At 68.4% G+C, this 26,912-nt stretch carries 20 protein-coding genes and 1 tRNA gene; 18 read left to right on the top strand and 3 right to left on the bottom strand.

Translation table 11 applies throughout. The features are described from left to right. The first annotated feature begins 1 nt into the window (after position 1). On the top strand, positions 2-1,189 hold the full coding sequence (tuf, locus tag BUB97_RS23625) for an elongation factor Tu (RefSeq protein ID WP_073130825.1): 1,188 nt from the start codon (positions 2-4) through the stop codon (positions 1,187-1,189). Positions 1,190-1,285: 96 nt separating this feature from the next. Further along, on the top strand, positions 1,286-4,357 hold the full coding sequence (locus BUB97_RS23620) for a hypothetical protein (RefSeq protein WP_073139842.1): 3,072 nt from the start codon (positions 1,286-1,288) through the stop codon (positions 4,355-4,357). Here the strand turns inward: BUB97_RS23620 and BUB97_RS23615 are convergent. From BUB97_RS23615 to BUB97_RS23605, 3 genes are all read right to left on the bottom strand, one after another. Beyond that, positions 4,354-5,514: a M20 aminoacylase family protein gene (locus tag BUB97_RS23615; protein WP_073139839.1), complete on the bottom strand. Its 1,161-nt coding sequence runs from the start codon at positions 5,512-5,514 to the stop codon at positions 4,354-4,356. The two genes, BUB97_RS23620 and BUB97_RS23615, sit on opposite strands and share 4 nt — an antisense overlap. A gap of 62 nt (positions 5,515-5,576) precedes the next feature. After that, positions 5,577-7,160: an ABC transporter substrate-binding protein gene (locus BUB97_RS23610; protein ID WP_073139836.1), complete on the bottom strand. Its 1,584-nt coding sequence runs from the start codon at positions 7,158-7,160 to the stop codon at positions 5,577-5,579. 146 nt (positions 7,161-7,306) lie between these two features. Next, on the bottom strand, positions 7,307-8,368 hold the full coding sequence (locus BUB97_RS23605; RefSeq protein ID WP_073139829.1) for a glycosyltransferase family 4 protein: 1,062 nt from the start codon (positions 8,366-8,368) through the stop codon (positions 7,307-7,309). 246 nt (positions 8,369-8,614) lie between these two features. On the opposite strand from BUB97_RS23605, the gene BUB97_RS23600 reads away from it, so the two are divergent. The 16 genes from BUB97_RS23600 to BUB97_RS26030 all read left to right on the top strand — a co-directional run. Beyond that, positions 8,615-10,456: an ABC transporter ATP-binding protein gene (locus BUB97_RS23600; RefSeq protein WP_073139826.1), complete on the top strand. Its 1,842-nt coding sequence runs from the start codon at positions 8,615-8,617 to the stop codon at positions 10,454-10,456. A 58-nt stretch (positions 10,457-10,514) separates the two neighbouring features. Next, positions 10,515-10,946, top strand: coding sequence for an RDD family protein (locus BUB97_RS23595; RefSeq protein WP_073139823.1), 432 nt, complete (start codon positions 10,515-10,517; stop codon positions 10,944-10,946). 8 nt (positions 10,947-10,954) lie between these two features. Beyond that, complete coding sequence (locus tag BUB97_RS23590) at positions 10,955-12,076, top strand: capsular polysaccharide export protein, LipB/KpsS family (RefSeq protein ID WP_073139820.1); 1,122 nt, start codon at positions 10,955-10,957, stop codon at positions 12,074-12,076. 104 nt (positions 12,077-12,180) lie between these two features. Continuing rightward, positions 12,181-12,257, top strand: a tRNA-Trp gene (locus tag BUB97_RS23585). Between the two features lie 104 nt (positions 12,258-12,361). Continuing rightward, positions 12,362-12,556 (top strand): preprotein translocase subunit SecE, encoded by a 195-nt coding sequence (gene secE, locus BUB97_RS23580; RefSeq protein ID WP_073139817.1) that lies wholly within the window; start codon positions 12,362-12,364, stop codon positions 12,554-12,556. A gap of 90 nt (positions 12,557-12,646) precedes the next feature. Then, positions 12,647-13,183 carry a transcription termination/antitermination protein NusG gene (gene nusG / locus BUB97_RS23575; RefSeq protein ID WP_073139845.1) on the top strand — a complete coding sequence of 179 codons (537 nt, stop codon included), beginning with the start codon at positions 12,647-12,649 and terminating at the stop codon, positions 13,181-13,183. A 180-nt stretch (positions 13,184-13,363) separates the two neighbouring features. After that, positions 13,364-14,131, top strand: coding sequence for a (S)-ureidoglycine aminohydrolase (gene allE, locus BUB97_RS23570; RefSeq protein ID WP_073139814.1), 768 nt, complete (start codon positions 13,364-13,366; stop codon positions 14,129-14,131). Positions 14,132-14,371: 240 nt separating this feature from the next. Then, the gene (rplK, locus tag BUB97_RS23565; protein WP_073139811.1) at positions 14,372-14,806 is read left to right on the top strand and encodes a 50S ribosomal protein L11; all 435 of its coding nucleotides are present in this window, start codon (positions 14,372-14,374) and stop codon (positions 14,804-14,806) included. 3 nt (positions 14,807-14,809) lie between these two features. Next, the gene (gene rplA / locus BUB97_RS23560; RefSeq protein WP_073139808.1) at positions 14,810-15,505 is read left to right on the top strand and encodes a 50S ribosomal protein L1; all 696 of its coding nucleotides are present in this window, start codon (positions 14,810-14,812) and stop codon (positions 15,503-15,505) included. Positions 15,506-15,825: 320 nt separating this feature from the next. Continuing rightward, positions 15,826-16,362 (top strand): 50S ribosomal protein L10, encoded by a 537-nt coding sequence (gene rplJ, locus BUB97_RS23555; protein ID WP_073139804.1) that lies wholly within the window; start codon positions 15,826-15,828, stop codon positions 16,360-16,362. 87 nt (positions 16,363-16,449) lie between these two features. Further along, complete coding sequence (gene rplL / locus BUB97_RS23550; RefSeq protein WP_073139802.1) at positions 16,450-16,833, top strand: 50S ribosomal protein L7/L12; 384 nt, start codon at positions 16,450-16,452, stop codon at positions 16,831-16,833. Between the two features lie 196 nt (positions 16,834-17,029). Beyond that, positions 17,030-21,223 carry a DNA-directed RNA polymerase subunit beta gene (gene rpoB, locus BUB97_RS23545; protein WP_073139799.1) on the top strand — a complete coding sequence of 1,398 codons (4,194 nt, stop codon included), beginning with the start codon at positions 17,030-17,032 and terminating at the stop codon, positions 21,221-21,223. Between the two features lie 100 nt (positions 21,224-21,323). Then, entirely contained in the window at positions 21,324-25,562 is a 4,239-nt protein-coding gene (rpoC, locus tag BUB97_RS23540; RefSeq protein WP_073139796.1) for a DNA-directed RNA polymerase subunit beta', read from the top strand. 361 nt (positions 25,563-25,923) lie between these two features. Further along, the gene (gene rpsL / locus BUB97_RS23535; RefSeq protein WP_073139794.1) at positions 25,924-26,295 is read left to right on the top strand and encodes a 30S ribosomal protein S12; all 372 of its coding nucleotides are present in this window, start codon (positions 25,924-25,926) and stop codon (positions 26,293-26,295) included. An 11-nt stretch (positions 26,296-26,306) separates the two neighbouring features. Next, positions 26,307-26,783 (top strand): 30S ribosomal protein S7, encoded by a 477-nt coding sequence (gene rpsG / locus BUB97_RS23530; RefSeq protein WP_073139790.1) that lies wholly within the window; start codon positions 26,307-26,309, stop codon positions 26,781-26,783. Between the two features lie 35 nt (positions 26,784-26,818). Next, positions 26,819-26,912: GTP-binding protein (locus BUB97_RS26030; protein ID WP_139281446.1), on the top strand; the 94-nt coding region annotated here is incomplete at its 3' end.

Here is a 26,912-nt window from a genome sequence, read left to right as displayed (position 1 = left end):
AATGGCGAAGGCGAAGTTCGAGCGGAACAAGCCGCACTGCAACATCGGCACGATCGGCCATGTGGACCATGGCAAGACGTCGCTGACGGCTGCGATCACGAAGGTTCTGGCGAAGTCGGGTGGCGCGTCTTTCACGGCGTATGACCAGATCGACAAGGCTCCGGAGGAGCGGGCTCGCGGCATCACGATCTCGACGGCGCATGTCGAGTACGAGACGGCGAACCGGCACTACGCCCACGTCGACTGCCCGGGCCACGCCGACTACGTGAAGAACATGATCACGGGCGCGGCGCAGATGGACGGCGCGATCCTGGTGGTGTCGGCGGCTGACGGCCCGATGCCGCAGACGCGCGAGCATATCCTGCTGGCGCGCCAGGTCGGCGTGCCGGCGCTGGTGGTCTTCCTGAACAAGGTCGACATGGCGGATCCGGACCTGCTGGAGCTGGTCGAGATGGAGGTGCGCGAGCTCCTCTCCTCCTACCAGTTCCCGGGCGACGACATCCCCATCATCCACGGCTCGGCGCTGATGGCGCTGGAGGACAAGCGCCCCGAGATCGGCGAGCAGGCCATCCTGAAGCTGATGGAGGCGGTGGACAGCTACATCCCGCAGCCGGAGCGCCCGAAGGACCTGCCGTTCCTGATGCCGATCGAGGACGTGTTCTCGATCTCGGGCCGCGGCACGGTGGTGACGGGCCGCGTCGAGCGCGGCATCGTCAAGGTGGGCGAGGAAGTCGAGATTATCGGCCTGAAGGACACCGTGAAGACGACGGTGACGGGCGTCGAGATGTTCCGCAAGCTGCTGGACAGCGGCGAGGCGGGCGACAACATCGGCGCGCTGCTGCGTGGCACGAAGCGTGAGGACGTGGAGCGCGGCCAGGTTCTGGCCAAGCCCGGCTCGATCACGCCGCACACGAAGTTCAAGGCCGAGGCCTACATCCTGACGAAGGAAGAGGGCGGCCGCCACACGCCGTTCTTCACCAACTACCGTCCGCAGTTCTACTTCCGCACGACCGACGTGACGGGCGTGGTGCAGCTGCCGGAAGGCGTCGAGATGGTGATGCCGGGCGACAACGTGGCGATGAGCGTCGAGCTGATCGCGCCGATCGCCATGGACCAGGGCCTGCGCTTCGCCATCCGCGAGGGCGGCCGTACCGTCGGCGCCGGCGTCGTCGCGAGCATCGAGAAGTAAGACATCCCGCCGAGAGGCGGATGGCTTGAAGGGGGCGGGCTGCCGTAAGGTGGCCCGCCCTTTTCGTTGAGCGCCAGAGCGGAGGAGCAGCGGGCGGTGCCAGAGGCGACGGATGCCGGGACGCTAACGGTGCATGATCTGGCCGCGCTGTGTGGGCTCGATGTCCGGCATTTCGAGCGACCCGGCCCTGGGCGCGATCCGGGCTTCGGGAGCCATGCCCTCGCCACCACATGCGAGGTGGTGGAGGTCTTCAGCCCCGCCGGCCCTGGCCAAGGCCCGCATGCGCGGGACAAGGGGCTGCTCGACCGCTGCCGCCTGGCCTATCGGCGGGAGACCTGGGTTCCCCGGTACCGTGCCCTGAACGATGCCTTCCTCGCGCACGAGAAGGAGCGGTGGATCGCGTCGCCGCTGCGGGATTCCGAGATGCGGGTGCTCGGCAGCATGGTGGTCGCGCATCTCCAGGTCACGGCCTGCCTGGAAGGCGGACGGCTCGTGCTCTTGCTCGGCATTGGGTCCGCGCCGGTCGGGCTCTATTACCCGGCCGAGAGCCTGCTCCTCTACCTGACCGCGCTCCGGCTGAATCCGCTGGCGTTGCTGCGGCTGGTGCTGGACCAGCTGACCCGCCGGCCCCTGGCCTGGGCGGCCTGGCTGCATCGCGCGATGAAGGGCGAGTTACAGCGAGTCTTCGTAGTCGGCGACAACCGCCCCGGTCACTTCATGCGGCAGACACTGGCCTATCTCGATGCCGAGGAGACCAAGCTCCTTGCCTTCGGCAGGGCGGGCGGGCTGCTGGTGAGGGTTCCGGACTGGTGCGCCATGGACCCCTGTGCCGTCTTTCCCTCCCTTGCCTCGGTGGAAGGCCTAGTCATCCCCAGCCCCGGACTGACGGATGCGCTTCTGGCCCATGGCTACGACGCCCATCGGGTCTATCGCTTCACCATCTATCCCGATTCATCCTGGCTGCGACGGCGCCTCGCTCCCCTGATCGATGCAGCCGGACAGGGGGTGGCCGGACGGCGCTTCCGGGTGATGATCTCGCTCGATGCCGAGCGCGAGCGCGTGATCAACGCGGTGGAGGTCTTTCGCTTCGTGCTGCGCAAGCTGGGCGAGGCCTGCGATGCGGATGGCTCGGCACTGGAGGTGGTCTGGGATGGCTGGACGGTCTCCGGGGCGCCGAGCGCCCGGGACCAAGAAGTCATCGGCCGGATTGAGGCGCTGATGGCGGCGATCACGGCGGAGCTTCCGGTGACACTGGCCGCGCAGCACCGCATCTTCGGCCGCTCCGCCCTGGAGAAGGTTCCGGTGCTCGCCGCATGCGACCTGGCCATCACCACCCAGGGCACCGGGGCCATGGTGGCCTCCTGGCTGCTGCAACGGCCGACCATCGTCTATCACGTTCCCGGCGCCGTCTCGAACCGCGACTACCTCGATGAGGGGACGGCGGTGGATATGGATCCGCGGGCTGTTGGGTTGCCGCCGCCGGGCAGTGCCGAAGCCGGCAACCACCAGCGCTTCAACCTCGCCCCCTGGGGGATGGAGGAAGCGCTGCGCCGGGCTGTCGGAGGCCGCCTGGCGATCCGGCCGGAAGCACGGCATCCCGACGCACCACCTTCCACGCCGGAGAAGCGGGCTTCGCCTGAGGAGACGCTCCGTAAGCGGCGCGACCAGGCGATCCGCGATGCCGCGCAGGAATTGGCAGCCCTCCTTGGGCTGGATATGCGCCACTTCCGCTTCCCGGGCAGGGAGACCGACCCTGCCTTTGGCAGCGCCGCCCTGACCACCGCCTACGAAATCGTGGACGTACTCGGCCCGATGGGGGCAGGCGACGGGCCACATGGGGCTGATGCAGTGCTGCATGAGCGCATCCGCACGCATTACCGGCACACGACATGGCTGGCCCGGTACCGGACGCTGAACGCCGCCTTCCTTGCGCATGAAGGGCGGGGCGGGATCCACTCGCCCTTCTCGGGCGAAGAGGCGATGGTCCTCGGCAGCATTCCGCTCGCGCAGTACCAGGTCACGCCCTGCCTGGACGGCGAGAGGCTGATCCTGCTCGTCGGTATCGGCTACATGCCGGTCGGGCTCGTCTATCCTGCCGAGAACCTCTTTCTCGTCCTGACCGACTACCGGCTGAACATGCGGCAGGTATTGGGCAGCGTCCTGGCCCACCTTCTGCACCGTCCGCTGCCCTGGCGGGAGTGGCTGCGGCGCGCCATGACCTCCGGCCTGCGCCGCGCCTATGTCATTGGCGACAACCGGCCGAGCCACTTCATCCGCGAGAGTCTCGCCTATCTCAATGCCGAGGAGGATTCCCTGGTCGCCTTCGGGCGCAAGGGCGGGCTGCTGGTCCAGGTGACGGACTGGTGCGCCATGGACCCCTTCGCGGTCCTGCCCGCTCTTGCACCGCTGGATCGGCTGGCGGTCCGCAGCGAAGCAGTAACGGAAACGCTGCTGCTGGCCGGCTATGACGCGCATCGCGTCTATCGCACCATCATCTATCCGAATTCGGACTGGCTCCGCCGCCAGCTCGCGTCGCGGATCGAGTCAGCGGCGGGGGCAGGGGTGGGTCGTCGGTTCCGCGTCGCGATTTCGCTCGACGCGGAGCGGGAGCGCCTGGTGAACGCGGTGGAGGTCTTCCGCTTCGTGCTGCGAAAGCTGGGCGAGGCCTGCACCGTGGATGGCTCGGTGCTGGAGGTCGTCTGGGATGGCTGGACCGTATCGGGAGAGCCCAGTGCCCGGGACCGCGAAGTCATCGGGCGGATCAAGGCCATGGTCGCCGCGATTACCAGGGACCTGCCGGTGACGCTGACCGCGCAGAAGCGTGTCTTCGGCCGAACCGCGCTGGCAAAGCTGCCGGAACTGGCCACCTGCGACCTCGTCATCACCACCCAGGGCACGGGCGGGGTCGTGGCCTCCTGGCTGCTACGGCGGCCGACCATCGTCTATCACGTGGCCGGCGCCGCCTCGAACATGGCCGATCTCGATCCGGCCACGGTGATTCCGGTGGATCAGCGCGCGGTGGGCGAGCTGCCGCCGGGCGACCCTCGCGCTGGCGGGCATCAGCGGTTCACCCTGGCTCCCTGGGGGATGGAGGAGGCGCTGTGCCGTGCCGTCGGCGGGCGGCTGGCGATCCGCCGGGAGTGCGAGGGGCCGGAGCCCCGCGCCTAGCCGCGCGGCAGCATCCGCTCCACGATCCGCGCGTAGAGCGCGGCGCCATAGGGGATGGCGGCGTCGTTGAAGTTGTAATGCGGGTTGTGGGCCTGCGCGCCCGGCCCGTTGCCGACATGGATATAGGCGCCCGGCACCTTCTCCAGCATGAAGCTGAAATCCTCGGACCCCATCACCGGCGGGCGGTGGCGGTTCACCAGCTCCTCTCCGACCAGCTCGGCCGCCGCGTCGGCCAGCTCCGTCGTGCGCTCGGGGTGGTTGATCGTGGGCGCGAAGATCAGGCGGAAGTCGAGCCGCGCGGTGGCGCCGAAGCCGGCCGCCACGCCCTCCACCACGCGCCGCATCGCGGCCTCGATCTGCTGCGCCACCTCGTTGCTGAAGAAGCGCGCCGTGCCCGAAAGCGTCGCGCTCTGCGGGATGACGTTGTAGGCGTCGCCGGCCACGACCTTGGTGACGCTGACCACCGCCGTCTCGCGCGGGGAGAGATTGCGGGCTACCACGGATTGCAGGGCCGAGCCGATATGGAAGGCGGTGAGGACCGGGTCGATGCTCACCTCCGGGCGCGCGCCATGGGCGCCACGGCCCTCGACCGTGATGTCGAAGAAGGCGCCCCCGGCCATGAAGGGGCCGGCGCCGATGGCGTATTCCCCGACCTCCAGCCCGGTCGCGTTGTGCATCCCGTAGAGCCGGTCGCAGGGGAAGCGCTCCAGCAGCCCGTCCTCGAGCATGGCGAGCGCGCCCCCGCATCCCTCCTCGCCCGGCTGGAAGATGAAGTTCACCGTGCCGTCGAAGGCGCGGGTCTCGGCCAGGTAGCGGGCCGCGCCCAGCAGCATGGTGGTGTGGCCGTCATGGCCGCAGGCATGCATGCGGCCGGGGTTCCGGCTGGAATAGGGGAGGTTGGTCAGCTCCTCCATCGGCAGCGCGTCCATGTCGGCGCGCAGGCCGATGCTCCCCTGGCCGCGGCCGTTGCGCAGCACGCCCACGACCCCGGTACGCCCGACGCCGCGATGCACCTCGATCCCCATTACGGCGAGCTGGCTCGCGACGATCTCCGCCGTGCGGTGCTCCTCCATCCCCAGCTCGGGATGGGCGTGCAGGTCCTGGCGAAGGGCGGTCAGCTCGTCATGGTAGCGGCGGATCTGGTCGAGCGCGGACATCGGCAATCCTCGGACGGGATGGGATGGCCGGGCGCTGCGGCCCGGCCCTGTTCCGGGCGGCGTCAGGCGGCGCGCACGTCCCAGAAGACGAAAAGACCCTTGGGGACATCGGCCAGCCGGCGGCGATAGGCCGTCTTGTAGAGATACTGGCCGGTGGGCACGTAGGGCACCTCCTGCATCGCCACCGCCTGGATCTCGGCGGCCGCCTTTTTCTGCGCCTCCAGGTCGGGCGCGTCCAGCCAGGCCTCACGCAGCTGCTCGATGCGCGGGATGTCGGGCCAGCCGAAGAAGCCGCGTTCCCCGTTGCAGCGCAGAACCTGCTGGACGACGGGGTTGATCATGTCGAGCCCGGCCCAGGTGGTGTTGAACATGTTCCAGCCGCCCTGCTCGGGCGGCGCCTTGCTCGCCCGCCGCTGGACCAGCGTGCCCCAGTCCGAGACGGCGGGCTCCACGTTCATGCCGATCCGCCGCAGCGTGTCGAGGCAGACCTCGCCGAGCGCCGCCAGCACCGGCTGGTCGGAGGGGATCATCAGGATCACCCGCTCGCCCCTGTAGCCGGCCGCCGCCAGCGCGCGCTTGGAGGCCTCGTGGTCCCGGCGGCGGGTGATGGCCTCCATGGAGGCGCCGTTGGCCATGGGCGTGTTCGGCGTGAAGATACCGACCCCGGTTTTATACAGGCTGGGGTCCGTGCCCGCCGCGGCGATCATGGAATCCTCCTGGCTCATCGCCTCCAGCACCACGCGCCGCACGGCCGCCTTGTCGAAGGGCGGATGCAGGTGGTTGAAGATGCCGGTCCCCATGGTGCCGAGCGGCGTGGCCAGCTGGGTCGCGACTTGGCGGTTGCGTTCCAGCACGGGCAGGAGGTCGTTGGTGGGGTTCTCCCACCAATCCACCTCTCCGTTGGAGAGGGCGGAGGTGGCGGTGCCGGGGTCGGGCATCACATGCCACTCCACCCGGTCGAAATGCGCGCGCTTGGGGCCGGCGGCCCAGCTGGAAAGGCTGCCGCCCTCGCGCGGGCGATAGCCTGCGAATTTTTCGTAGACCACGCGCGCGCCCACCACGCGCTCGTCCCCCTTCCACCGGAACGGCCCGCTGCCGACGATTTCGGTGATGGCGCGCGTCGCCTCGGTCTGGGCCAGGCGTTCCGGCATGATGAGCAGCGCCGGCGGACCGACCTTGGCCAGCGTGTCCAGCATGGCGCCATAGGGGCGCTTCAGCCGGATGACGAAGCTGCGGTCGTCGGGGGCGCTGATCTCGTCCATCCGCGCCATGAGTGCTTGGCCGAGCGAATCGCGCTGAGCCCAGCGGCGAATGGAGGCCACGCAGTCCCGCCCGCGGACCGGCTCGCCATCATGGAAGCGCAGCCCGTCCCGCAGGCGGAAGGTCCAGCGCTTCCCGTCCTCCTCGACGCCATGGCCCTCCACCATCTGCGGCTGGGGGCGGAGCTCGGCATCCAGCCCGTAGAGCTGATCCCAGATCATCAGCCCATGGGTGCGGGTGATGTAGGCGGTGGTGAGCACCGGATCGACGACTGTCAGGTCGCTCTGCGGTACGTATCGCAGCACCGAGGCGCCCCCCTGGGCCAGGGAGGGGCGGGGCAGGAAGGCGGCAGCGGCGGTGCCGGTGAGCAGGCTGCGTCGGAGCATGGGCGGACCTGTCCTCTCCAGAAGGGGGAAACAGGACTGGCGCCGGGCGACTGCGCGCGCCCTTCGGGGAAACCAAAGCCTTTCGCCCGGGTGGCCGCAAGGGGTGGAATGCGCTGCCCCCGGCCAGGGCCCGGGGGCGGGCGGGGTCAATCCCCGGCGACGGCCCGCAGGCGCGGATGGCTGCTGGCCACCATCCGGGCGTAGAGCGCCTCGTAATCCGCTGCCATGCGGTCGGCCGTGAAGCGCTCCTCGAACCGGGCGCGGATCCGCGCCCGGTCCAACTCGCCCAGCCGGGAGACGGCGGCGGCGGCCTCCTCCTCGTTGCGGACGATGAAGCCGGTCACGCCATCCTCGACCACCTCCGGCACGGAACCCGCCGGATAAGCGATGACAGGCGTGCCGCAGGCCATGGCCTCGATCATCACCAGGCCGAAGGGCTCCGGCCAGTCGATCGGCACCAGCAGGGCCCGGGCGTTGGAGAGGAAGCTGGGCTTCCGCAGGTCGCAGATCTCGCCGACGAAATCGACATGCGCCTGGCCGAGAAGGGGCTGGATCTCCCGGGCGAAGTAATCGGCATCCGCCCGGTCCACCTTGGCCGCGATCTTCAGCGGCACCCCTGCCATCCCGGCAATCTTGATCGCACGGTCCGGCCGCTTCTCCGGCGCGATGCGGCCGAGGAAAGCGAGGTAGCCGTCCGACCCGTCGGCCTGCGGGGTCAGCAGGTTCCGCGGCAGGCCGTGATGGATGGTGGAGGCCCAGTTGGCGCGGGGCAGGGGCCGCCTCTGCGAGTCCGAGATCGAGACCACCCGTGCCTGGGGGAAGGCATCGAAGACCGGCTCCAGCTCCGGCAGGTCCAGGCGGCCGTGGAGCGTCGTCACCCAGGGGACCGGCTGCCGGCTGAACAGCGCGAAGGGGTGGTAGTCCAGGTGGAAGTGGATGACGTCGAACTCATGGGCACGACGCAGCACTGTCTCCAGCAGGAGGGCATGAGGCGCGCCAGGGTCGCAAACCGTGGGATCCAGCCTCAGCGCCTTCTCCCGCACCGCGACGAGCTTCGCCTGCGTGACCGCGTCGCCGGTCGCGAAGAGCGTGACGTCATGGCCCCGGTCGACCAGGGCTTCCGTCAGGAAGGAGACGATGCGCTCCGTTCCGCCATAGAGCTTGGGGGGCACCGCTTCGTAAAGCGGGGCGACTTGGGCAATGCGCATGATGGAGTCTCCAGTCAGCGGCCATCCTCCCTCTCACCTTGGTTGCCCCACCCAACGCACCGAATGCGGCGGGAAAGGGGCAGGGCCACCCCGATTTGGTCAGAAACCGTGGCCAACCCATGCGTTGTCCCTTTCGCCGGGACCCGAAGGGGCCGGAGAGGAAGCCGCGGCGCGTGATGCCCGGCCGGAGGGAACGAAGACCGCACGGAGCGTTGGGCCGCGAGGTCCGGGCCAGAGGGAATTCGCATGTCGGCAACTGTTTATGGCGCGTCGCGCAGCGCGCGTCGCAAGACCACCGCCCGGGTCACGCCACCCTTGCCGCGCGAGGATCGCGAGGCCCTGATCCCCTATGCGCACCGCCCAATCGCCTTTCTGCTCCGCTACGTTCTGCTCCATCGCACGGCCCATGCGGTGGTCCTGCTCGCCGTGCTGGCCGCCGTCGGGTGTTCCGTAGGGTCTCAATATGCCGTGAAGCACCTGGTGGACGTTCTGTCCGCCGGTCCGCAGGGCGGCGGGGCGCCCTGGATGGCGCTGGGCGTGCTCGCCACCATCATCGCCGGCGACAACCTGCTGTGGCGCCTGGGCGGCTGGATCGCGGCGGACAGCTTCACTCGGGTGACGGGGGACCTGCGGGCCGACCTGTTCCATCACCTCTCCGGCCATGCGCCGGACTATTTCGCCGACCGCTCCCCCGGCCTCATGGCCGGGCGGATCAGCGCGACCTCAAACGCGGCCTGGACCGTGCTCTCCACCATGACCTGGAACGCGCTGCCGCCGACCGTCGCGGTCTGCGTCGCCATCGCCTTCCTGGCGACGGTGGACCCGCTGATGGCCGGTACGCTCTTCCTCATCGCCAGCACCATGGCCCTGGCGCTGACCTGGATGGCCGGGCGCGGCCGCGACCTGCATCAGGACTACGCCGCCAAGGCCGCCGCCGTGGATGGTGAGCTGGTGGACGTGGTGCAGAACATCGGCCTGGTGCGCGCCTTCGGGGCCACGCTGCGGGAGCGCCAGCGCTTCGGAGCCACGGTCGGCAGCGAGGTCGCCTCCCGCAAGCGCAGCCTGCGCTACCTGGAGAAGCTGCGCCTGGCGCATGCCGTCGCCACCGCGCTGCTCACGGTTGGCCTGCTCTGCTGGGCGCTGCTGCTGTGGCAGGCCGGGCGCGCCACCACGGGCGACATCGTGATGACCTGCGGGCTGGGCTTCACCATCCTGCACGGCACGCGGGACCTGGCCGTGGCCCTGGTGGACCTGACCCAGCATGTCGCCCGGCTGTCCGAGGCAGTGCAGGCCCTGCTGGTGCCCCATGCCCAGGCCGACCGCCCGGATGCCGCGCCGATCCGCGCGCGGGGTGGCGCGGTGGGCTTCCAGGACGTGTCCTTCGCCTATCCCGGCACCGGCCATGTGCTGCGCCATTTCGACCTGTCCATTGCCCCGGGCGAGCGGGTGGGGCTGGTGGGGCGCTCGGGCTCGGGCAAGTCCACCGCGCTGGCCCTGCTCCAGCGGCTGGCCTCGCCCCAGTCCGGCCGGATCCTCATCGACGGGCAGGACATCGCCGGCGCCACCCAGTCCAGCCTGGCGGGCATGATGGCCGTGGTCCCGCAGGACGTGTCGCTCTTCCAGCGCTCGGTCCTGGAGAACATCCGCTATGGCCGCCCGGACGCCACCGATGCCGAGGTGCTGCGCGCCGCCGAGGCCGCCCATTGCCGTGAATTCATCGAGGCCCTGCCCCAGGGCTTCGACACCGAGGTGGGCCAGCGCGGCGCGCGGCTTTCGGGCGGGCAGCGCCAGCGCCTGGCCATCGCGCGCGCTCTGCTGAAGGACGCCCCGATCCTCCTGCTGGACGAGGCCACCTCCGCCCTCGACACCGAATCCGAGCTGGCCGTGCAGGCGGCGCTGGAGCGGCTGATGCGCGGGCGCACCGTGATCGCGGTGGCGCACCGGCTGGGCACGCTGCGCGGCTTCGACCGGATTGTCGTGGTGCAGGAGGGGCAGGTGCGGGAGCAGGGCTCCCCGGCCGAGCTTGCCGCCCGCCCCGGCCTGTACCGGGACCTGCTCGAAGGCCAGGGAATGGCGACGGCGGCCTGACTCTCCGGGGCTGGACAAGGCCGCCCGCCGCACGGACAACCCGGCGGTGGAGGGCGCGATGGCCGATCAGCGTGGTGTGGAGCTGGCGGGGTTCTGGCCCCGGGTGGGCGCGCAGCTGCTCGACGCGCTGTGGATGCTGCCGGTGGGGGTTCTGCTCGCCTTTCTCGGGGATCTGGCCCGTGGCGGCCGGGGCCTGTCGCCCGGGGCGGACCTGCTTCTCCAGCTGATTTCCGCCCTGATCATCCTGCTCTTCTGGGTCACGCGGCAGGCGACGCCGGGCAAGATGGTGCTCCGCCTGCGGGTGGTGGATGCCGAGACCGGTCGTACCCCGCCCTGGACCCGGCTGGTGATCCGCTACCTCGGCTACATCATCTCCGGGCTGCCGCTCGGCCTCGGCTATCTCTGGATGCTCTGGGATCCCCGCCACCAGTGCTGGCATGACCGGCTGGCCCGCACCCTCGTGGTGCAGGACCCGCCGCTGCGGGACTGAACGGTGCCATGCCCCTGATCGACGAGGCGACGCTGGCGATCCCCGAAGGGGCGGCGCTGGAGGCCGTGTTCTGGAAGGGCCGCACGGATTTCCTGCCGGTGGTCCGGAAGATGGCGCGCGACACCTGGCGCGTGGCGGACCCGATGCCCGCCATCCGCCTCCTGCAAGCCGCGAATCGCCCGCTCTGGACTATGCCGCACCGCGTGGAGGCGCCGGAGCAGCGGCGCCTGCGGGACGGGTTCCTAGAGGTGCTGGCCGCCGCGAACGCGCCCCTGCTACTGCACTCCCCGCATGAGCCGGTCGATGGGCTGGCGCGGGACGGCCACCTGGTCCGCCTGATGTGGCATGGCAGCGTGAAGGCGACGGGGCGCTGGAACTATGCCCAGGCGGCCCTGCCGCACATGCTGACCTTCGACCGCCTCGGCTATGCCGGCTGGTCCTCCCTCGCCGGGGTCGAGCGGCGGGAGGTGCTGGCGATCGAGCAGCCGGTGGCGGACGCCTTCCACGCGGCCCATACCGAGCCCTTCCTGGCCGAGGGGCAGTCCAAGTACCGCCAGGATGCCAGCATCCCCGTGGAGGAGGAGGGCTTCGTCTTCCTGCCGCTGCAGCTGCCCAACGACTCCGTCATCGCGCTGAAGCACTTCGACGCCCCCTATGCCGAGGGCATCCGCCGCATGGTGGGCTCCCTGGCAGGGGAAGGGGTTCCGCTGGTGCTGAAGCGTCACCCGCACTGCACGGACCCCGCGATCGGGAAGCTGCTGGACGGGCTGGTGGCTGCCTGGCCCGGTCGGGTGAGCGTCAGCCGCGCCTCGGTCCATGCGCTGATCCGCCGGGCGCGGGCCGTGCTGACGGTGAATTCCGGTGTGGGCTTCGAGGCGCTGCTGCATGGCAAGCCGGTGGTGGCCGCGGGGAAGGCCGAGTACCGGGTGGCGGCGACCGAACTAACCGATCCCGACGCCGCGCCCGCCGCGCTGGCCACCGCCGAGGCGGCGCACGACCCCGCCTTCGTCCGGCGCTATCTCTTCCTGGCCCTGAACCAGTATCAGATCGACACCCGGAGCCCGGTCTCCTTCCAGAGGGCGGCGCTGCGGGTTCTCTGCCAGGACTATATCGAGCGCGTGCCGCGCTGACCCTGGCGGAGCAAAGGCCGGCCCGCCTGGATGCCGGGCCGCAACAGCCCCTCTCGACAGCGGCGCCGCCTTGCCTTAAGGCACGCCCCCTGCGCGGTCCCGCTAGGGGCGTAGCTCAATTGGCTAGAGCGCCGGTCTCCAAAACCGGAGGTTGGGGGTTCGAGACCCTCCGCCCCTGCCAGGGCGGGCCGCGCATGACCATTTTCACGGGCATCGCGCCTGGATGGTCCAGGGACAGTCCCGTACCGGGGCGTATCTGGGCCCTGGCGCCGGGAGGGGCCTGACGTGGCCGGTTTTAACCCCGCAGGCTATCTGCGCGACGTTCGGCAGGAGATCGGCCGGGTCACCTGGCCCAGCCGCAAGGAAACGCTGATCACCACCGGGCTGGTGCTGGCGCTTTCCGCGCTGGCGGCGGTCTTCTTCCTGGTGACGGATTGGGTCATCCAGCTGGCGATGCGCCTGCTGTTCGGATTCGCCTGAGGGCAGGGGCTATTCGCACCCTCCGCCGGAGGCTGGGCTGACCGCCCGGGCCGGAGGCGGGCGGTGCCACAGATCGGGAGCTTCGCGGCCATGGCCGACAAGAAGTGGTACGTCGTCCACGTCTATTCCGGCTTCGAGAAGAAGATCGCGAGCCAGATCAAGGAGCAGGCCGCCCAGAAGGGGCTGGCCGACAAGATCGAGGACGTGCTCGTCCCCTCCGAGGAGGTGGTCGAGGTGCGCCGTGGGCAGAAGGTAAACACGGAGCGGAAGTTCTTCCCGGGCTATGTGCTCGTGAAGATGGAGATGACCGACGACGCCTGGCACCTGGTCAAGGACACGCCCAAGGTCACCGGCTTCCTCGGCGCCCGTAACAAGCCCAGCCCGATCCCGGAGCGCGAGGCGATGCGGATGCTGCAGCAGGTGCAGGACACCGCCGAGAAGCCGCGCCGCCCCTCCATCACCTTCGAGGTGGGCGAGAATGTGCGCGTGGCGGACGGCCCCTTCACCAGCTTCAACGGCGTCATCGAAGAGGTGGACGAGGAGAAGGGCCGGGTGAAGGTCTCGGTCTCGATCTTCGGCCGCGCCACCCCGGTCGAACTGGAATACGGGCAGGTCGAGAAGGCCTGATCCTTTCGGGCCGCGACGGCCCAGCTGCCCCATAGGGCCGCGCCGGTTAACCGGCGCGGCCTTTTTCTTTTCGGCGCTTCTTGCGGGGGCGGTCCGTTCCGGCAGGCGGCTTGCCAGAATCTTGCTAGAAGCCGGCCCGGCGGCGTGGTGCCCACGCCCCGCTCACCTCAAGGCAGGCCCATGCGCGTCCCCACCTCGAATCCCCCGCCCGGCATCATCGGTCACAACCGGACGATGCTGACGCCGAGCTACTGCGTCTTTCCGCCTGAGGGGATCATGGACAGCCTGCTGCCGAATTGGCCGGGCTGCATCATCCGCTTCCAGACCAGCCGCCAGATGGGCGCGCGCTTCGCCCAGGCCATGCTGATCCTGCCGCCCGGCGCCGGCAGTGCCGGGCCCGTCGATGACGGGGTGCAGGCCTTCCTCTACGTCCAGGCCGGGGCTCTGGAGGTGACGGTGGAGGGCGCGGCCCAGATCCTGTCCCCCGGCGGCTATGTGTATGTCCCGCAGGGCACGCCCTATGCCGTCCGCAATGCCGGGGCGGAGGAGGCGCGGGCCATCTGGGTCCGCAAGGCCTACCAGCCGGCCGCGGGGGTCCCGGCGCCGAAGGTCATCCTCGGGCACCGCGACACGGCGCTGCGGGAGGAGAGCGGCCCCCGCTGGCGCCTCTGCCTTCTCGGCCTGCGCGAGATGCCCATGGACTTCGAGATGAACATCATGTGCTACGCGCCGGGCGCCCATTTCTGGTGCGTCGAGACGCATGTGATGGAGCATGGGATGGTCATGCTGCAGGGGCAGGCTCTCCAGCTGCTCGGGCGGGAATGGCATGAGCTCTGGACCGGGGATTTCGTCTGGATGGGCCCCTATATCCCCCAGCAGATCTATGCGACCGGCGCCGAGGTCTGCGAGTACCTGCTCTACAAGGACGTGAACCGGGACGTGATCTGACTGGAGGGCCCTGTGCCAAGGGGGGCGGACTCCTGCTAAGCGGAGTTAAACTATTGCTGGACTCCGCGCGCGGCGGGGAGCTATAAGCCGCCCCCGCGCTGGCCGGGCCGGGGTCTTCCCCGCCCGGCTGTCGCGCGTTTCCCGGCATGGGAAGAGTAAAGGAACGCGGGAGGCCTGGCCCCAGCCTATCGGGGCGGGCCGCGAGGACCGCGGGCCTCTGAACACGAGAGGTGCCAGAGAATGGCGAAGAAGATCGTCGGCTACATCAAGCTGCAGATCCCCGCGGGCAAGGCGAATCCGTCTCCGCCGGTCGGTCCCGCGCTCGGTCAGCGCGGCCTGAACATCATGCAGTTCGTGAAGGAATTCAACGCGGCCACCCAGGGCATGGAGCCCGGGACCCCGACGCCGGTGGTCATCACCGCCTATTCGGACCGCACCTTCTCCTTCATCACCAAGACCCCGCCCAACACCTACTTCCTGCTCAAGGCGGCGAAGCTGGAGAAGGGCTCCCAGACCCCGGGCAAGGGTGGCGTCGTGGGCCGCGTCACGAAGTCGCAGCTGGCCGAGATCGCCAAGGTGAAGATGAAGGACATGAACTGCGAGACCGAAGAGGCCGCGGTTCGCATGCTGGCCGGCTCTGCCCGTGCCATGGGCATGAGCGTGGTGGAGGGCTGATCGATGGCCAAGCAGGGCAAGCGTCTCCGCAAGATCGCCGAGGGCCTGGACCTCGAGAAGAACTACGCGCTGGCCGAGGCCATCGCGACGGCCAAGGCGAACGCCAATGCCAAGTTCGACGAGACGATCGAGATCTCGATGAACCTGGGCATTGACCCGCGTCATGCCGACCAGATGGTCCGTGGCGTGGTTGGCCTGCCGAACGGCACCGGCAAGACCGTGCGCGTCGGCGTGTTCGCCCGTGGCCCGAAGGCCGAGGAAGCGAAGGCCGCCGGTGCCGACGTGGTCGGCGCCGAGGACCTGCTCGAGGCCGTGCAGGGCGGGACGATCGACTTCGACCGCTGCATCGCGACTCCCGACATGATGGGCATCGTCGGCCGCCTGGGTAAGATCCTTGGCCCGCGCGGCCTGATGCCGAACCCCAAGCTCGGCACCGTCACCATGGACGTGAAGGGCGCCGTCACGGCCGCGAAGGCTGGCCAGGTGGAGTTCCGCGCCGAGAAGGCCGGCATCGTGCATGCCGGCATCGGCAAGGCGAGCTTCGAGGCCGACAAGCTGCTCGAGAACGCCAAGGCCTTCGTGGACGCCATCCAGCGCGCCCGCCCCTCGGGCTCCAAGGGCACCTATGTGAAGAAGGTGGCTGTGTCCTCCTCCATGGGCCCCGGCCTGAAGGTGGACGTGGCGAGCCTCTCCGCCTGAGTTTGAGGCCCGGTGCCTTCGGGCCCGGGCACGAGATACGCCTGCCTCGGAGTGGGGCAGGCGGGCAGGGTGGGGCAACCTACCTGACCTGTCCGAGACCTGGTGTGCTCTCGTCCAAGGGGCGGGGGCTTGAAGGGGCGAAAGCCCCGCAACGGGGAGACGGGGCGCCAGAGACACTGATTCGCCGGTCCTTCCGGCGGGCTTGGCTTGGCTTCCGGCTTTCATCTGACAGGCGAACCGGGGCGGCCCCTTGCGGGGTTGCCCCTGCGTGAACCGCCGGGGCCCCTCCACAAGGCACCGGTTATTCGTAGGAGACGGGAATGGACCGTACGGAGAAGCGTGAGTTCGTCGCCTCCCTCGGTTCGGTGTTCGCCGACACCTCCTTCGTGCTCGTCGCCCAGAACAATGGGCTGACGGTCGCGGCGGTGGATGATCTGCGGCGCCGGATGCGGGCGGCTGGTGCGACGTACAAGGTCGCGAAGAACCGGCTGGCCAATCTCGCCCTCGAAGGCACCCGCTTCCAGGGCATCTCGCCGCTGCTGAAGGGTCCGACCGCGCTCGCGTGGTCGAAGGATCCGGTGGCCGTGGCGAAGACCGCCGTGGAGTTCGCCAGGGGTAACGACAAGTTCGTGATCCTGGGCGGGGCGATCGGGACGCAGACCCTGGACGTCAATGGCGTCAAGGCTCTGTCCGAGTTGCCCTCGCTCGAAACGCTGCGGGCGCAGCTGCTGGGTCTGATCCAGACCCCGGCGACGCGCATCGCGGGCGTGCTGCAGGCTCCGGCCGGGCAGCTGGCGCGGGTGTTCAAGGCCTATGCCGACAAGGATGGGTCCTCCGAGGGCGCGGAAGCCGCCTGAAACGCCGTATCCCCGGCAGCCTGCCCATGAAGGCGGCAGCCGGGGTTGCAAACATCAAGCCAAGCCATTAGATCGAAGGACACAATCATGGCCGATCTCGCGAAGCTCGTCGACGAGCTGTCCTCCCTCACCGTCCTGGAGGCCGCTGAGCTCTCCAAGATGCTTGAGGAGAAGTGGGGCGTTTCCGCCGCGGCGCCTGTCGCCGTGGCTGCGGCTCCGGCTGCCGGCGGCGGTGCCGCCGCTGCCCCGGCCGAGGAGCAGACGGAGTTCACCGTCATCCTCGCCAGCGGTGGTGACAAGAAGATCAACGTCATCAAGGAGATCCGCACGATCACCGGCCTGGGCCTGAAGGAGGCCAAGGACCTGGTCGAGGGCGCTCCGAAGACCGTGAAGGAAGGTGTCTCGAAGGACGAGGCGGAGAAGATCCGCAAGGTCCTCGAGGAGAACGGCGCCAAGGTTGAGGTCAAGTAAGACCTCGACCGGCGTATCCCCCGGCCCGACTTGGTCGGGGGAACAAAATGGTTCGAAGGGCCGGGCGGAGACCTACGGGTTTCCGCCCGCGCCCGCTTTTCGCCGGATGGCGGGTGCCGTCCGGTGGTGTTGCGGGGGATTGGGGCGCGTGGCGGCGCCCGGATCCGCCGGGTAGGCGAAGGGACGCAGGGCTGGCATGAACGCGATCTCGAAGGGTTTCGAGGGTAAGGGCTTCACCGGGCGCAAGCGCATCCGCAAGTCCTTCGGGCGGCTGCCCGAGGTGGCGCCGATGCCGAACCTCATCGACGTGCAGCGCGCCTCCTATGAGGCCTTCCTGCAGATGGAGGTTTCGCCCGAGATGCGGGCGAATGCCGGCCTCCAGGAGGTCTTCAAGGGCGTTTTCCCGATCAACGACTTCGCCGGCCGCGGCAGCCTGGAATTCGTGCGCTACGAATTCGAGGAGGCGAAGTATGACGTGGAGGAGTGCATCCAGCGCGGGCTGACCTATGCCGCCCCGCTGAAGGCCCATCTGCGCCTGATCGTCTGGGATATCGACGAGGACACCGGCAGCCGCTCCATCCGCGACATTAAGGAGCAGGGCGTCTACATGGGCGACATCCCGCTCATGACGGATAACGGCACCTTCATCGTCAACGGCACCGAGCGCGTCATCGTCTCCCAGATGCACCGCTCGCCCGGCGTGTTCTTTGACCACGACAAGGGCAAGACCCACTCCTCGGGTAAGTACCTCTTCGCCGCCCGCGTCATCCCCTATCGCGGCTCCTGGCTCGACTTCGAGTTCGACGCCAAGGACATCTGCTACGTCCGCATCGACCGGAAGCGGAAGCTGCCGGCGACGACCCTTCTCTATGCCCTGGATTCCGCCGAGACCGCCGCGAAGCGCGCCGAGCGCGAGACGCCGCTGGAGCCGGGCGAGGTGCGCGGCATGGACGCGCAGGAGATCCTCTCCACCTTCTACGGCCAGGTGCTCTTCTCCTTCGGCAAGCAGGGCTGGTCGCGCCCCTATGAGCCCGACGCCTTCCGTGGCCTGAAGCTGACCGAGGACCTGATCGACGCCGCGAGCGGGCAGGTGGTGGCCGCGAAGGACACGAAGCTGAATCCGCGCGCCGCCCGCAAGATCGCGGAGGAGGGCACCAAGGAGGTGCTCGTCTCCCGTGCCGAGCTGCTGGGCCGCTTCGTGGCCGAGGACCTGGTGGACATGTCCACCGGCGAGATCCATGCCGAAGCCGGCGAGGAGATCACCGAGGCCAAGCTCGCCGCCATTGAGGCGGCCGGCTATGACCGCCTGCCGACGCTCGCGATTGACTCCTCCGTTGGTCCCTGGATGCGCAACACGCTCGCGGTGGACAAGAACAGCAACCGCGACGACGCGCTGATGGACATCTATCGCGTGATGCGTCCGGGCGAGCCGCCGACGCCGGAGACGGCCGAGACGCTGTTCCGCGGCCTGTTCTTCGATCCGGAGCGCTACGACCTCTCGGCCGTCGGCCGCGTGAAGATGAACATGCGCCTCGGCTTCTCCCTGGAGGAGGCGCCGGACACGCTGCGGACCCTGCGCAAGCAGGACATCCTGGCGACCGTGAAGACGCTGCTCGAGCTGAAGGACGGCAAGGGCCAGATCGACGACATCGACAATCTCGGCAATCGCCGGGTGCGTTCGGTCGGCGAGCTGATGGAGAACCAGTACCGCGTCGGTCTGCTCCGCATGGAGCGCGCCATCAAAGAGCGGATGGGCTCGGTCGACATCGACACGGTGATGCCGACGGACCTTATTAACGCCAAGCCGGCGGCGGCCGCGGTTCGCGAGTTCTTCGGCTCGTCCCAGCTGTCCCAGTTCATGGACCAGACCAACCCGCTATCCGAGGTGACGCACAAGCGCCGCCTCTCGGCGCTTGGCCCGGGCGGCCTGACGCGCGAGCGCGCCGGCTTCGAGGTGCGCGACGTGCACCCGACGCATTACGGCCGCATCTGCCCGATCGAAACGCCGGAAGGCCCGAATATCGGCCTGATCAACTCGCTTGCCACCTTCGCCAAGGTGAACAAGTACGGCTTCATCGAGACGCCGTACCAGATGGTGAAGGACGGGAAGATCACCGGCGAGCCGCGCTACCTCTCCGCTATGGAGGAGGAGCGCCTGGTGGTGGCCCAGGCCGATGCCGAGGTGGACCGCGAGACGGGCGAGTTCCGTTCCGAGCTGGTCTCGGTGCGGCAGGGTGGCGACTTCCGGCTGGTGCGGCCGGAGGAGGTGACCGCCATCGACGTGTCGCCCAAGCAGCTCGTCTCGGTCGCGGCCGCGCTGATCCCGTTCCTCGAGAACGACGACGCGAACCGCGCGCTGATGGGCTCCAACATGCAGCGTCAGGCGGTGCCTCTGGTGAAGTCGGACGCGCCGCTGGTGGGCACGGGCATGGAGGCCGCCGTGGCGCGGGACTCCGGCGCCTCCATCGTAGCCCGCCGCGACGGCGTGGTGGACAGCATCGACGGTGCCCGCATCGTGGTGCGCGCAACCGGCGAGGACGGCACGACCCAGGGCGTCGACATCTATCGCCTGCGGAAGTTCCAGCGTTCGAACCAGTCCACCTGCATTAACCAGCGTCCGCTGGTTCGCGTGGGCGACGAGGTGCGGGGCGGGGACATCATCGCCGACGGCCCCTCGACCGAGCTGGGCGAGCTGGCGCTGGGCCGCAACGCGCTCTGCGCCTTCATGCCCTGGAACGGCTACAACTTCGAGGACTCCATCCTGATCAGCGAGCGCATCGCCCAGGATGACGTCTTCACCTCGATCCATATCGACGAGTTCGAGGTCAGCGCCCGCGACACGAAGCTGGGCCAGGAAGAGATCACCCGCGACATCCCGAATGTCGGCGAGGAGGCGCTGCGGAACCTCGACGAGGCCGGCATCGTCTATATCGGCGCCGAGGTGAACCCGGGCGACATCCTGGTCGGCAAGGTCACGCCGAAGGGCGAAAGCCCGATGACGCCGGAGGAGAAGCTCCTCCGCGCCATCTTCGGCGAGAAGGCCTCGGACGTGCGCGACACCTCGCTGCGCCTGCCCCCGGGCGTCGCCGGCACGATCGTGGACGTGCGCGTCTTCTCCCGTCGCGGCGTGGACAAGGACGAGCGCGCCATGGCGATTGAGCGCGCCGAGATCGAGCGTCTGGCCAAGGACCGCGACGACGAGCGGGCGATCCAGGAGCGGTCCTTCACGGGGCGCCTCCGCGAGATCCTGCTCAACCGGAAGGCCGGCGGTGGCTTCAAGGGCGTCAAGCAGGGCACGGTCATCACCGACGAGGTGCTGGGCGAGTTCAACCGGATGACCTGGCGTCAGATCAGCGTTTCGGACGACGCCGCCCAGGCGCAGCTCGAGGCGCTGAAGCGCGAGTTCGACGCGGCGGTTGAGCGCCTGCAGAAGCGCTTCGAGAGCAAGGTCGAGAAGTTGCAGCGCGGCGACGAGCTGCCGCCCGGCGTGATGAAGCAGGTCAAGGTGTTCGTAGCGGTGAAGCGCAAGCTGCAGCCGGGCGACAAGATGGCCGGCCGTCATGGCAACAAGGGCGTCGTGTCCCGCGTGGTGCCGATCGAGGACATGCCGTTCCTTGAGGACGGCACGCCGGTGGACCTCGTGCTGAACCCGCTGGGCGTGCCCTCGCGCATGAACATCGGCCAGATCCTCGAGACGCATCTGGGCTGGGCTTGCGCCAATCTCGGCAAGCAGATCGGCGAGGTGGTGGAGGACTACCGCCGCGCCGGCGCGGCCCGGGAAGCGCTGATCGACAAGCTGCGTGACGTCTATGGCGACGAGATCACCGACCGTGACATCGTCAACATGAGCGAGGACCAGCTGCTCGAGCTCGGCGAGAACCTGAAGCGGGGTGTGCCGATCGCGACGCCGGTCTTCGACGGTGCCCGGATCTCGGACATCGAGGCCATGCTGACCAAGGCGGGGCTCGACACCTCCGGCCAGGTTCAGCTGGTGGATGGCCGCACGGGCGACCTGTTCGAGCGCAAGGTGACGGTCGGCTACATCTACATGCTGAAGCTGCACCACCTGGTGGACGACAAGATCCACGCCCGTTCCATCGGCCCCTACTCGCTCGTCACGCAGCAGCCGCTGGGTGGTAAGGCGCAGTTCGGTGGCCAGCGCTTCGGCGAGATGGAGGTCTGGGCGCTGGAAGCCTATGGCGCCGCCTACACGCTGCAGGAGATGCTGACGGTGAAATCGGACGACGTGTCCGGCCGCACCAAGGTCTACGAGGCGATCGTCCGCGACCAGGACAGCTTCGAGGCCGGCATTCCCGAGAGCTTCAACGTTCTGACCAAGGAGCTGAAGAGCCTTGGCCTGAACGTGGATCTCGAGAACCGCGGCAGCTGATCGAGCACTGACAAGGATCGCGCCGGCCCCTTCCCAGCGGGGCCGGCCGCTGATTTCGCCGTGCGAGAGCGCGGCAGGCTGGACTTAGAAGGAAGGCCCCATGAACGAGCTGATGAAGATCCTTGGCCAGACCGGCCAGGCCGTCACCTTCGATCAGATCAAGATCACGATCGCCTCGCCGGAGCAGATCCGCTCCTGGTCCTATGGCGAGATCAAGAAGCCTGAGACGATCAACTACCGCACCTTCAAGCCGGAGCGGGATGGGCTGTTCTGCGCGCGCATCTTTGGTCCGATCAAGGACTACGAGTGCCTGTGCGGCAAGTACAAGCGGATGAAATTCCGCGGCATCATCTGCGAGAAGTGCGGCGTCGAGGTGACCCTGGCCAAGGTGCGCCGCGAGCGCATGGGCCATATCGAGCTCGCCTCGCCGGTCGCGCATATCTGGTTCATGAAGTCCCTCCCGAGCCGTGTCGGCCTGATGGTCGATATGAGCCTCAAGGAGCTGGAGAAGGTCCTGTATTTCGAGAGCTACGTGGTTCTCGAGCCGGGCCTGACGGACCTCAAGCTGCACCAGCTGCTGACCGAGGACGCCTACCAGACGAAGATGGACGAGTTCGGCGAGGACGCGTTCACCGTCGGCATCGGCGCCGAGGCCGTGAAGCAGATGCTGACCGGCATCGAGCTCGGCAAGGAGAGCACCCGCCTTCGTGGCGAGCTGAAGGAGACGACCTCCGAGGCCAAGCGCAAGAAGCTGGTGAAGCGGCTGAAGCTGATCGAGGCTTTCGCCGAGGGTGGCGCGCGGCCGGAGTGGATGATCCTGGACGTCGTCCCGGTGATCCCGCCCGAGCTGCGCCCGCTGGTGCCGCTGGATGGCGGCCGCTTCGCGACGTCCGACCTGAACGACCTGTACCGCCGCGTCATCAACCGCAACAACCGCCTGAAGCGGCTGATCGAGCTGCGCGCGCCGGACATCATCGTCCGTAACGAGAAGCGCATGCTGCAGGAGGCCGTCGACGCGCTGTTCGACAATGGCCGTCGCGGCCGCGCCATTACGGGTGCCAACAAGCGGCCGCTGAAGTCGCTGTCCGACATGCTGAAGGGCAAGCAGGGTCGGTTCCGCCAGAACCTGCTCGGCAAGCGCGTCGACTACTCCGGCCGTTCGGTGATCGTGGTTGGTCCCGAGCTGAAGCTGCACCAGTGCGGCCTGCCGAAGAAGATGGCGCTCGAGCTGTTCAAGCCGTTCATCTATTCGAAGCTTGAGAAGTACGGCCACGCCACCACCATCAAGGCCGCCAAGCGGATGGTGGAGAAGGAGCGTCCCGAGGTGTGGGACATCCTTGAGGAGGTGATCCGCGAGCACCCGGTCATGCTGAACCGGGCGCCGACGCTTCACCGCCTGGGCATCCAGGCCTTCGAGCCGATCCTCGTCGAGGGCAAGGCGATCCAGCTTCACCCGCTGGTCTGCACCGCCTTCAACGCGGACTTCGACGGCGACCAGATGGCCGTGCACGTCCCGCTGAGCCTTGAGGCCCAGTTGGAGGCGCGCGTGCTGATGATGTCCACCAACAACATCCTCAGCCCCGCCAACGGCAAGCCGATCATCGTGCCGTCCCAGGACATCGTGCTGGGTCTTTACTATCTGAGCCTGGAGACGCCGGAGTTCCGGACCGCCGAGGCGAAGATCGAGTCCATGCGCGCCCTGATCGGCGGCACCTCGGGCAAGACGGCGGAGAAGCTCTCCACCGAGGAGCGCGATGCCCTGTCCTTCCGCCCGACCGTCTTCGACGGGCTGGGCGAGGTGGAGCAGGCCCTGGCGGCCGGCACGGTGAACCTGCACACTGCGATCCTGGCCGCTGTGCCGTCCTTTAAGGATGGCCAGCCCAGCCGCGAGACGGTGATCACCACGCCGGGCCGGCTGATGATGGGCACGCTGCTGCCGCACCATCCGAACCTGCCCTACTCGATCATCAACCGTCAGCTGACCAAGCGCAGCATCTCGGACGTGATCGACGCCGTGTACCGCCACTGCGGCCAGAAGGAGTCGGTGATCTTCGCCGACCGCCTGATGGGCCTCGGCTTCCGCAACGCGGCGAAGGCGGGCATCTCCTTCGGCAAGAACGACATGATGATCCCGGCCTCCAAGGCCGAGATGATCGATCGCACGAAGAACGAGGTGAAGGAGTTCGAGCAACAGTATCTCGACGGCCTGATCACCGCGGGCGAGCGCTACAACAAGGTGGTCGACGCCTGGTCGCGCGCCACTGAGGAGGTGGCGGGCGCGATGATGAAGGAGATCTCCAAGCAGGAGGCGGGCAAGCCCACCAACTCCGTGTGGATGATGTCCCATTCCGGTGCGCGTGGTTCGCCGGCGCAGATGCGCCAGCTGGCCGGCATGCGCGGCCTGATGGCCAAGCCCTCGGGCGAGATCATCGAGCAGCCGATCATCTCGAACTTCAAGGAGGGCCTGACGGTCCTCGAGTACTTCAACTCCACCCACGGTGCCCGTAAGGGCCTCGCGGATACGGCGCTGAAGACGGCGAACTCGGGCTATCTGACCCGCCGTCTGGTGGACGTGGCGCAGGATTGCATCATCGTCGACAACGATTGCGGTACGGAGCGTGGCATCACGGTTCGCGCCGTGATGGATGGGGGTGAGGTCGTGTCCTCGCTCTCCGAGCGCATCCTCGGCCGTACTGCCCAGCGCGACATCGTCGATCCCGAGTCGGGCGAGGTGATCGCGCCGCGCGGCACGCTGATCGACGAAGTGGTGGCTGACCAGGCTGAGCAGGCCGGGGTGGAAGAGGCCTATATCCGCTCTGTCCTCACCTGCGACGCGCGCCAGGGCGTCTGCGGCATGTGCTACGGGCGCGATCTGGCCCGGGGCACCCCGGTGAACACGGGTGAGGCGGTCGGCGTCATCGCCGCCCAGTCCATCGGTGAGCCCGGCACGCAGCTGACCATGCGCACCTTCCACATCGGCGGCGCGGCGCAGCGTTCGGCGGAGCAGGCGCATGTCGAGGCGACCAGCGACGGCGTCGCCAAGGTCGTGAACAAGCAGGTCGTGACGAACAGCGAAGGCGTCACGATCGTCATGAGCCGTAACTGCGAGATCGTGCTGAGTGACGCGCAGGGCCGTGAGCGCGCGCGGTACCGCGTGCCCTACGGCGCGCGGCTGCTGATCGGCGACACGGCGGAAGTGACCCGCGCGCAGAAGCTGGCCGAGTGGGACCCCTTCACCCTGCCGATCATCATCGATCGCGCGGGCGTGGTGGAGTACACCGACCTGATCGAGGGCTTCACCCTCTACGAGGAGACCGACCCGGTGACGGGCCTGACCTCGAAGGTGGTGCGCGAGCCGGTCGAGCGGGCCAAGAATGCGAATCTCCGCCCCAGCATGGTGCTGCGGGAAGGCGGGAAGGTCGTGGCGCAATTCGCGCTGCAGCCCTCCTCCATCCTGAACGTGGAGAATGGCGCGACGGTCCATGCAGGCGACATCATCGCCCGCCTGCCGCGCGAATCGTCCAAGACCCGCGACATCACCGGCGGTCTGCCGCGCGTGGCGGAGCTGTTCGAGGCACGCCGGCCGAAGGATGCCGCTATCATCAGTGACATCGACGGCCGGGTGGAGTTCGGCAAGGACTACAAGGCCAAGCGCCGGATCGTGGTGGTGCCGGACTCCGTTGGCGACGAGCAGCCTGCCTCCCGCGAGTACCTGGTGCCCAAGGGCAAGCACGTCTCCGTCCAGGAGGGCGACTATGTCCGGGCCGGTGACCCGCTGGTGGACGGTCCGCGCGTGCCGCACGACATCCTGCGGGTTCTGGGCGTCGAGGCTCTCGCGAACTACCTCGTGAACGAGATCCAGGACGTCTATCGACTGCAGGGCGTGAAGATCAACGACAAGCACATCGAGGTGATCGTTCGCCAGATGCTGCAGAAGGTCGAGATCCTCGAGCCGGGTGACACGACCTACCTGATCGGTGAGCAGGTGGACCGAATCGAGTTCGACATCGAGAACGAGAAGCGGATCGCGGCGAAGGAGCGGCCCGCCCGGGCCGAGCCGGTGCTCCAGGGCATCACCAAGGCGAGCCTGCAGACCAACTCCTTCATCTCGGCCGCCTCCTTCCAGGAGACGACCCGGGTGCTCACCGAGGCGGCCGTGGCCGGCAAGGTGGACCGCCTGGAAGGGCTGAAGGAGAACGTGATCGTCGGGCGCCTGATCCCGGCGGGCACGGGCTCGGTGATGAACCGTCTGCGCTCCCTGGCCGCCCAGCGGGACAAGGGGCGCCTGCCGCCCTCCCAGCCCGCTCTGCCGGGTGGCGACCAGCAAGCCGCCGAATAGGGGCGGGAGAGCGTTCCTGGCCCCCTCAAAAGGGGGGCAGGCGAAGTCGTGGGCGGGGCAGGGGAGCAACCTCTGCCCCGCCCGCTTAACCAGGGCCTAAATCGCTTGACTCTGGGGGTAGGGGGGGGTAGGTGTCCGCCCCTCTACGGGCCCCATCGGCAGCGCCAAGGGTTCGAACGAGTTTGGACGACCAATTCAGCGTCGCCGAAGCCTCCGCCCCTGATTGAACGCCAGGCTCGCCCTGGGTTCGGTGGGCGGGTCAGGCCGGGGACGGGAGAGTAGCCCGCCGGGCCGCGTATGCGGCTTTGCGGGCGCCTTCGCTTGGATGCGGTCGGACACAGAAGGGTCACGAAGGGGCGTCATGCCGACGATCAACCAGCTTATCGCGCAGGGGCGCGAGCCGAAGCCGAGCCGCAACAAGGTGCCGGCCCTGCAGAGCTGCCCCCAGAAGCGCGGCGTGTGCACGCGCGTCTACACCACCACCCCGAAGAAGCCGAACTCGGCTCTTCGTAAGGTCGCCAAGGTGCGCCTGACGAATGGCTACGAGGTGGTGAGCTACATTCCGGGTGAAGGTCACAACCTTCAGGAGCACTCGGTCGTCCTGATCCGCGGTGGCCGCGTGAAGGACCTTCCGGGCGTTCGCTACCACATCCTGCGCGGCGTGCTCGATACCCAGGGCATTGCCAAGCGGCGCCAGCGCCGGTCGCTGTACGGCGCCAAGCGGCCGAAGTGAGGAACTGAGAGATGTCGCGTCGCCATCGCGCAGAGAAGCGCGAAGTCCTGCCGGACCCGAAGTTCGGGGACATCGTGCTCAGCCGTTTCATGAACGTGCTGATGTATGACGGCAAGAAGAGCACCGCCGAAGGCATCGTCTACGGTGCCATGGACACGCTGAAGCGCCGTGGCGGCGCGAACAGCGATCCGCTGCGCCTGTTCCACGAGGCCATGGACAACGTGAAGCCGGCCGTCGAGGTGCGTTCGCGCCGCGTCGGTGGTGCCACCTACCAGGTTCCGGTCGAGGTTCGCCCCGAGCGGCGCCAGGCGCTTGCGATCCGCTGGCTCATCGAGTCTGCCCGCAAGCGCGGCGAGCACACGATGGAGGATCGCCTCTCCGCCGAGCTGATGGACGCGGCGAACAACCGCGGCGCGGCCGTGAAGAAGCGCGAAGACACGCACCGGATGGCCGAAGCCAACAAGGCTTTCAGCCACTACCGCTGGTAACCCTTTAGAAGACCCATCCGGGCAGAGGCACGACAATGGCGAAGGCGAAGTTCGAGCGGAACAAGCCGCACTGCAACATCGGCACGATCGGCCATGTGGACCATGGCAAGACGTCGCTGACGGCTGCGA

The organism is Muricoccus roseus (genome assembly GCF_900141905.1).
In the GTDB taxonomy this organism is placed as follows: domain Bacteria; phylum Pseudomonadota; class Alphaproteobacteria; order Acetobacterales; family Acetobacteraceae; genus Roseomonas; species Roseomonas rosea.
This window is presented reverse-complemented; position numbering and strand designations above follow the sequence as displayed.

Coding starts and splice junctions, on each gene's coding strand:
- tuf (WP_073130825.1), top strand. CDS start 2: ATGGCGAAGGCGAAGTTCGAGCGGAACAAGCCGCACTGCAACATCGGC.
- BUB97_RS23615 (WP_073139839.1), bottom strand. CDS start 5,514: ATGTCCGCGCTCGACCAGATCCGCCGCTACCATGACGAGCTGACCGCC.
- BUB97_RS23610 (WP_073139836.1), bottom strand. CDS start 7,160: ATGCTCCGACGCAGCCTGCTCACCGGCACCGCCGCTGCCGCCTTCCTG.
- BUB97_RS23605 (WP_073139829.1), bottom strand. CDS start 8,368: ATGCGCATTGCCCAAGTCGCCCCGCTTTACGAAGCGGTGCCCCCCAAG.
- BUB97_RS23600 (WP_073139826.1), top strand. CDS start 8,615: ATGTCGGCAACTGTTTATGGCGCGTCGCGCAGCGCGCGTCGCAAGACC.
- BUB97_RS23595 (WP_073139823.1), top strand. CDS start 10,515: ATGGCCGATCAGCGTGGTGTGGAGCTGGCGGGGTTCTGGCCCCGGGTG.
- BUB97_RS23590 (WP_073139820.1), top strand. CDS start 10,955: ATGCCCCTGATCGACGAGGCGACGCTGGCGATCCCCGAAGGGGCGGCG.
- nusG (WP_073139845.1), top strand. CDS start 12,647: ATGGCCGACAAGAAGTGGTACGTCGTCCACGTCTATTCCGGCTTCGAG.
- allE (WP_073139814.1), top strand. CDS start 13,364: ATGCGCGTCCCCACCTCGAATCCCCCGCCCGGCATCATCGGTCACAAC.
- rplK (WP_073139811.1), top strand. CDS start 14,372: ATGGCGAAGAAGATCGTCGGCTACATCAAGCTGCAGATCCCCGCGGGC.
- rplA (WP_073139808.1), top strand. CDS start 14,810: ATGGCCAAGCAGGGCAAGCGTCTCCGCAAGATCGCCGAGGGCCTGGAC.
- rplJ (WP_073139804.1), top strand. CDS start 15,826: ATGGACCGTACGGAGAAGCGTGAGTTCGTCGCCTCCCTCGGTTCGGTG.
- rplL (WP_073139802.1), top strand. CDS start 16,450: ATGGCCGATCTCGCGAAGCTCGTCGACGAGCTGTCCTCCCTCACCGTC.
- rpoB (WP_073139799.1), top strand. CDS start 17,030: ATGAACGCGATCTCGAAGGGTTTCGAGGGTAAGGGCTTCACCGGGCGC.
- rpoC (WP_073139796.1), top strand. CDS start 21,324: ATGAACGAGCTGATGAAGATCCTTGGCCAGACCGGCCAGGCCGTCACC.
- rpsL (WP_073139794.1), top strand. CDS start 25,924: ATGCCGACGATCAACCAGCTTATCGCGCAGGGGCGCGAGCCGAAGCCG.
- rpsG (WP_073139790.1), top strand. CDS start 26,307: ATGTCGCGTCGCCATCGCGCAGAGAAGCGCGAAGTCCTGCCGGACCCG.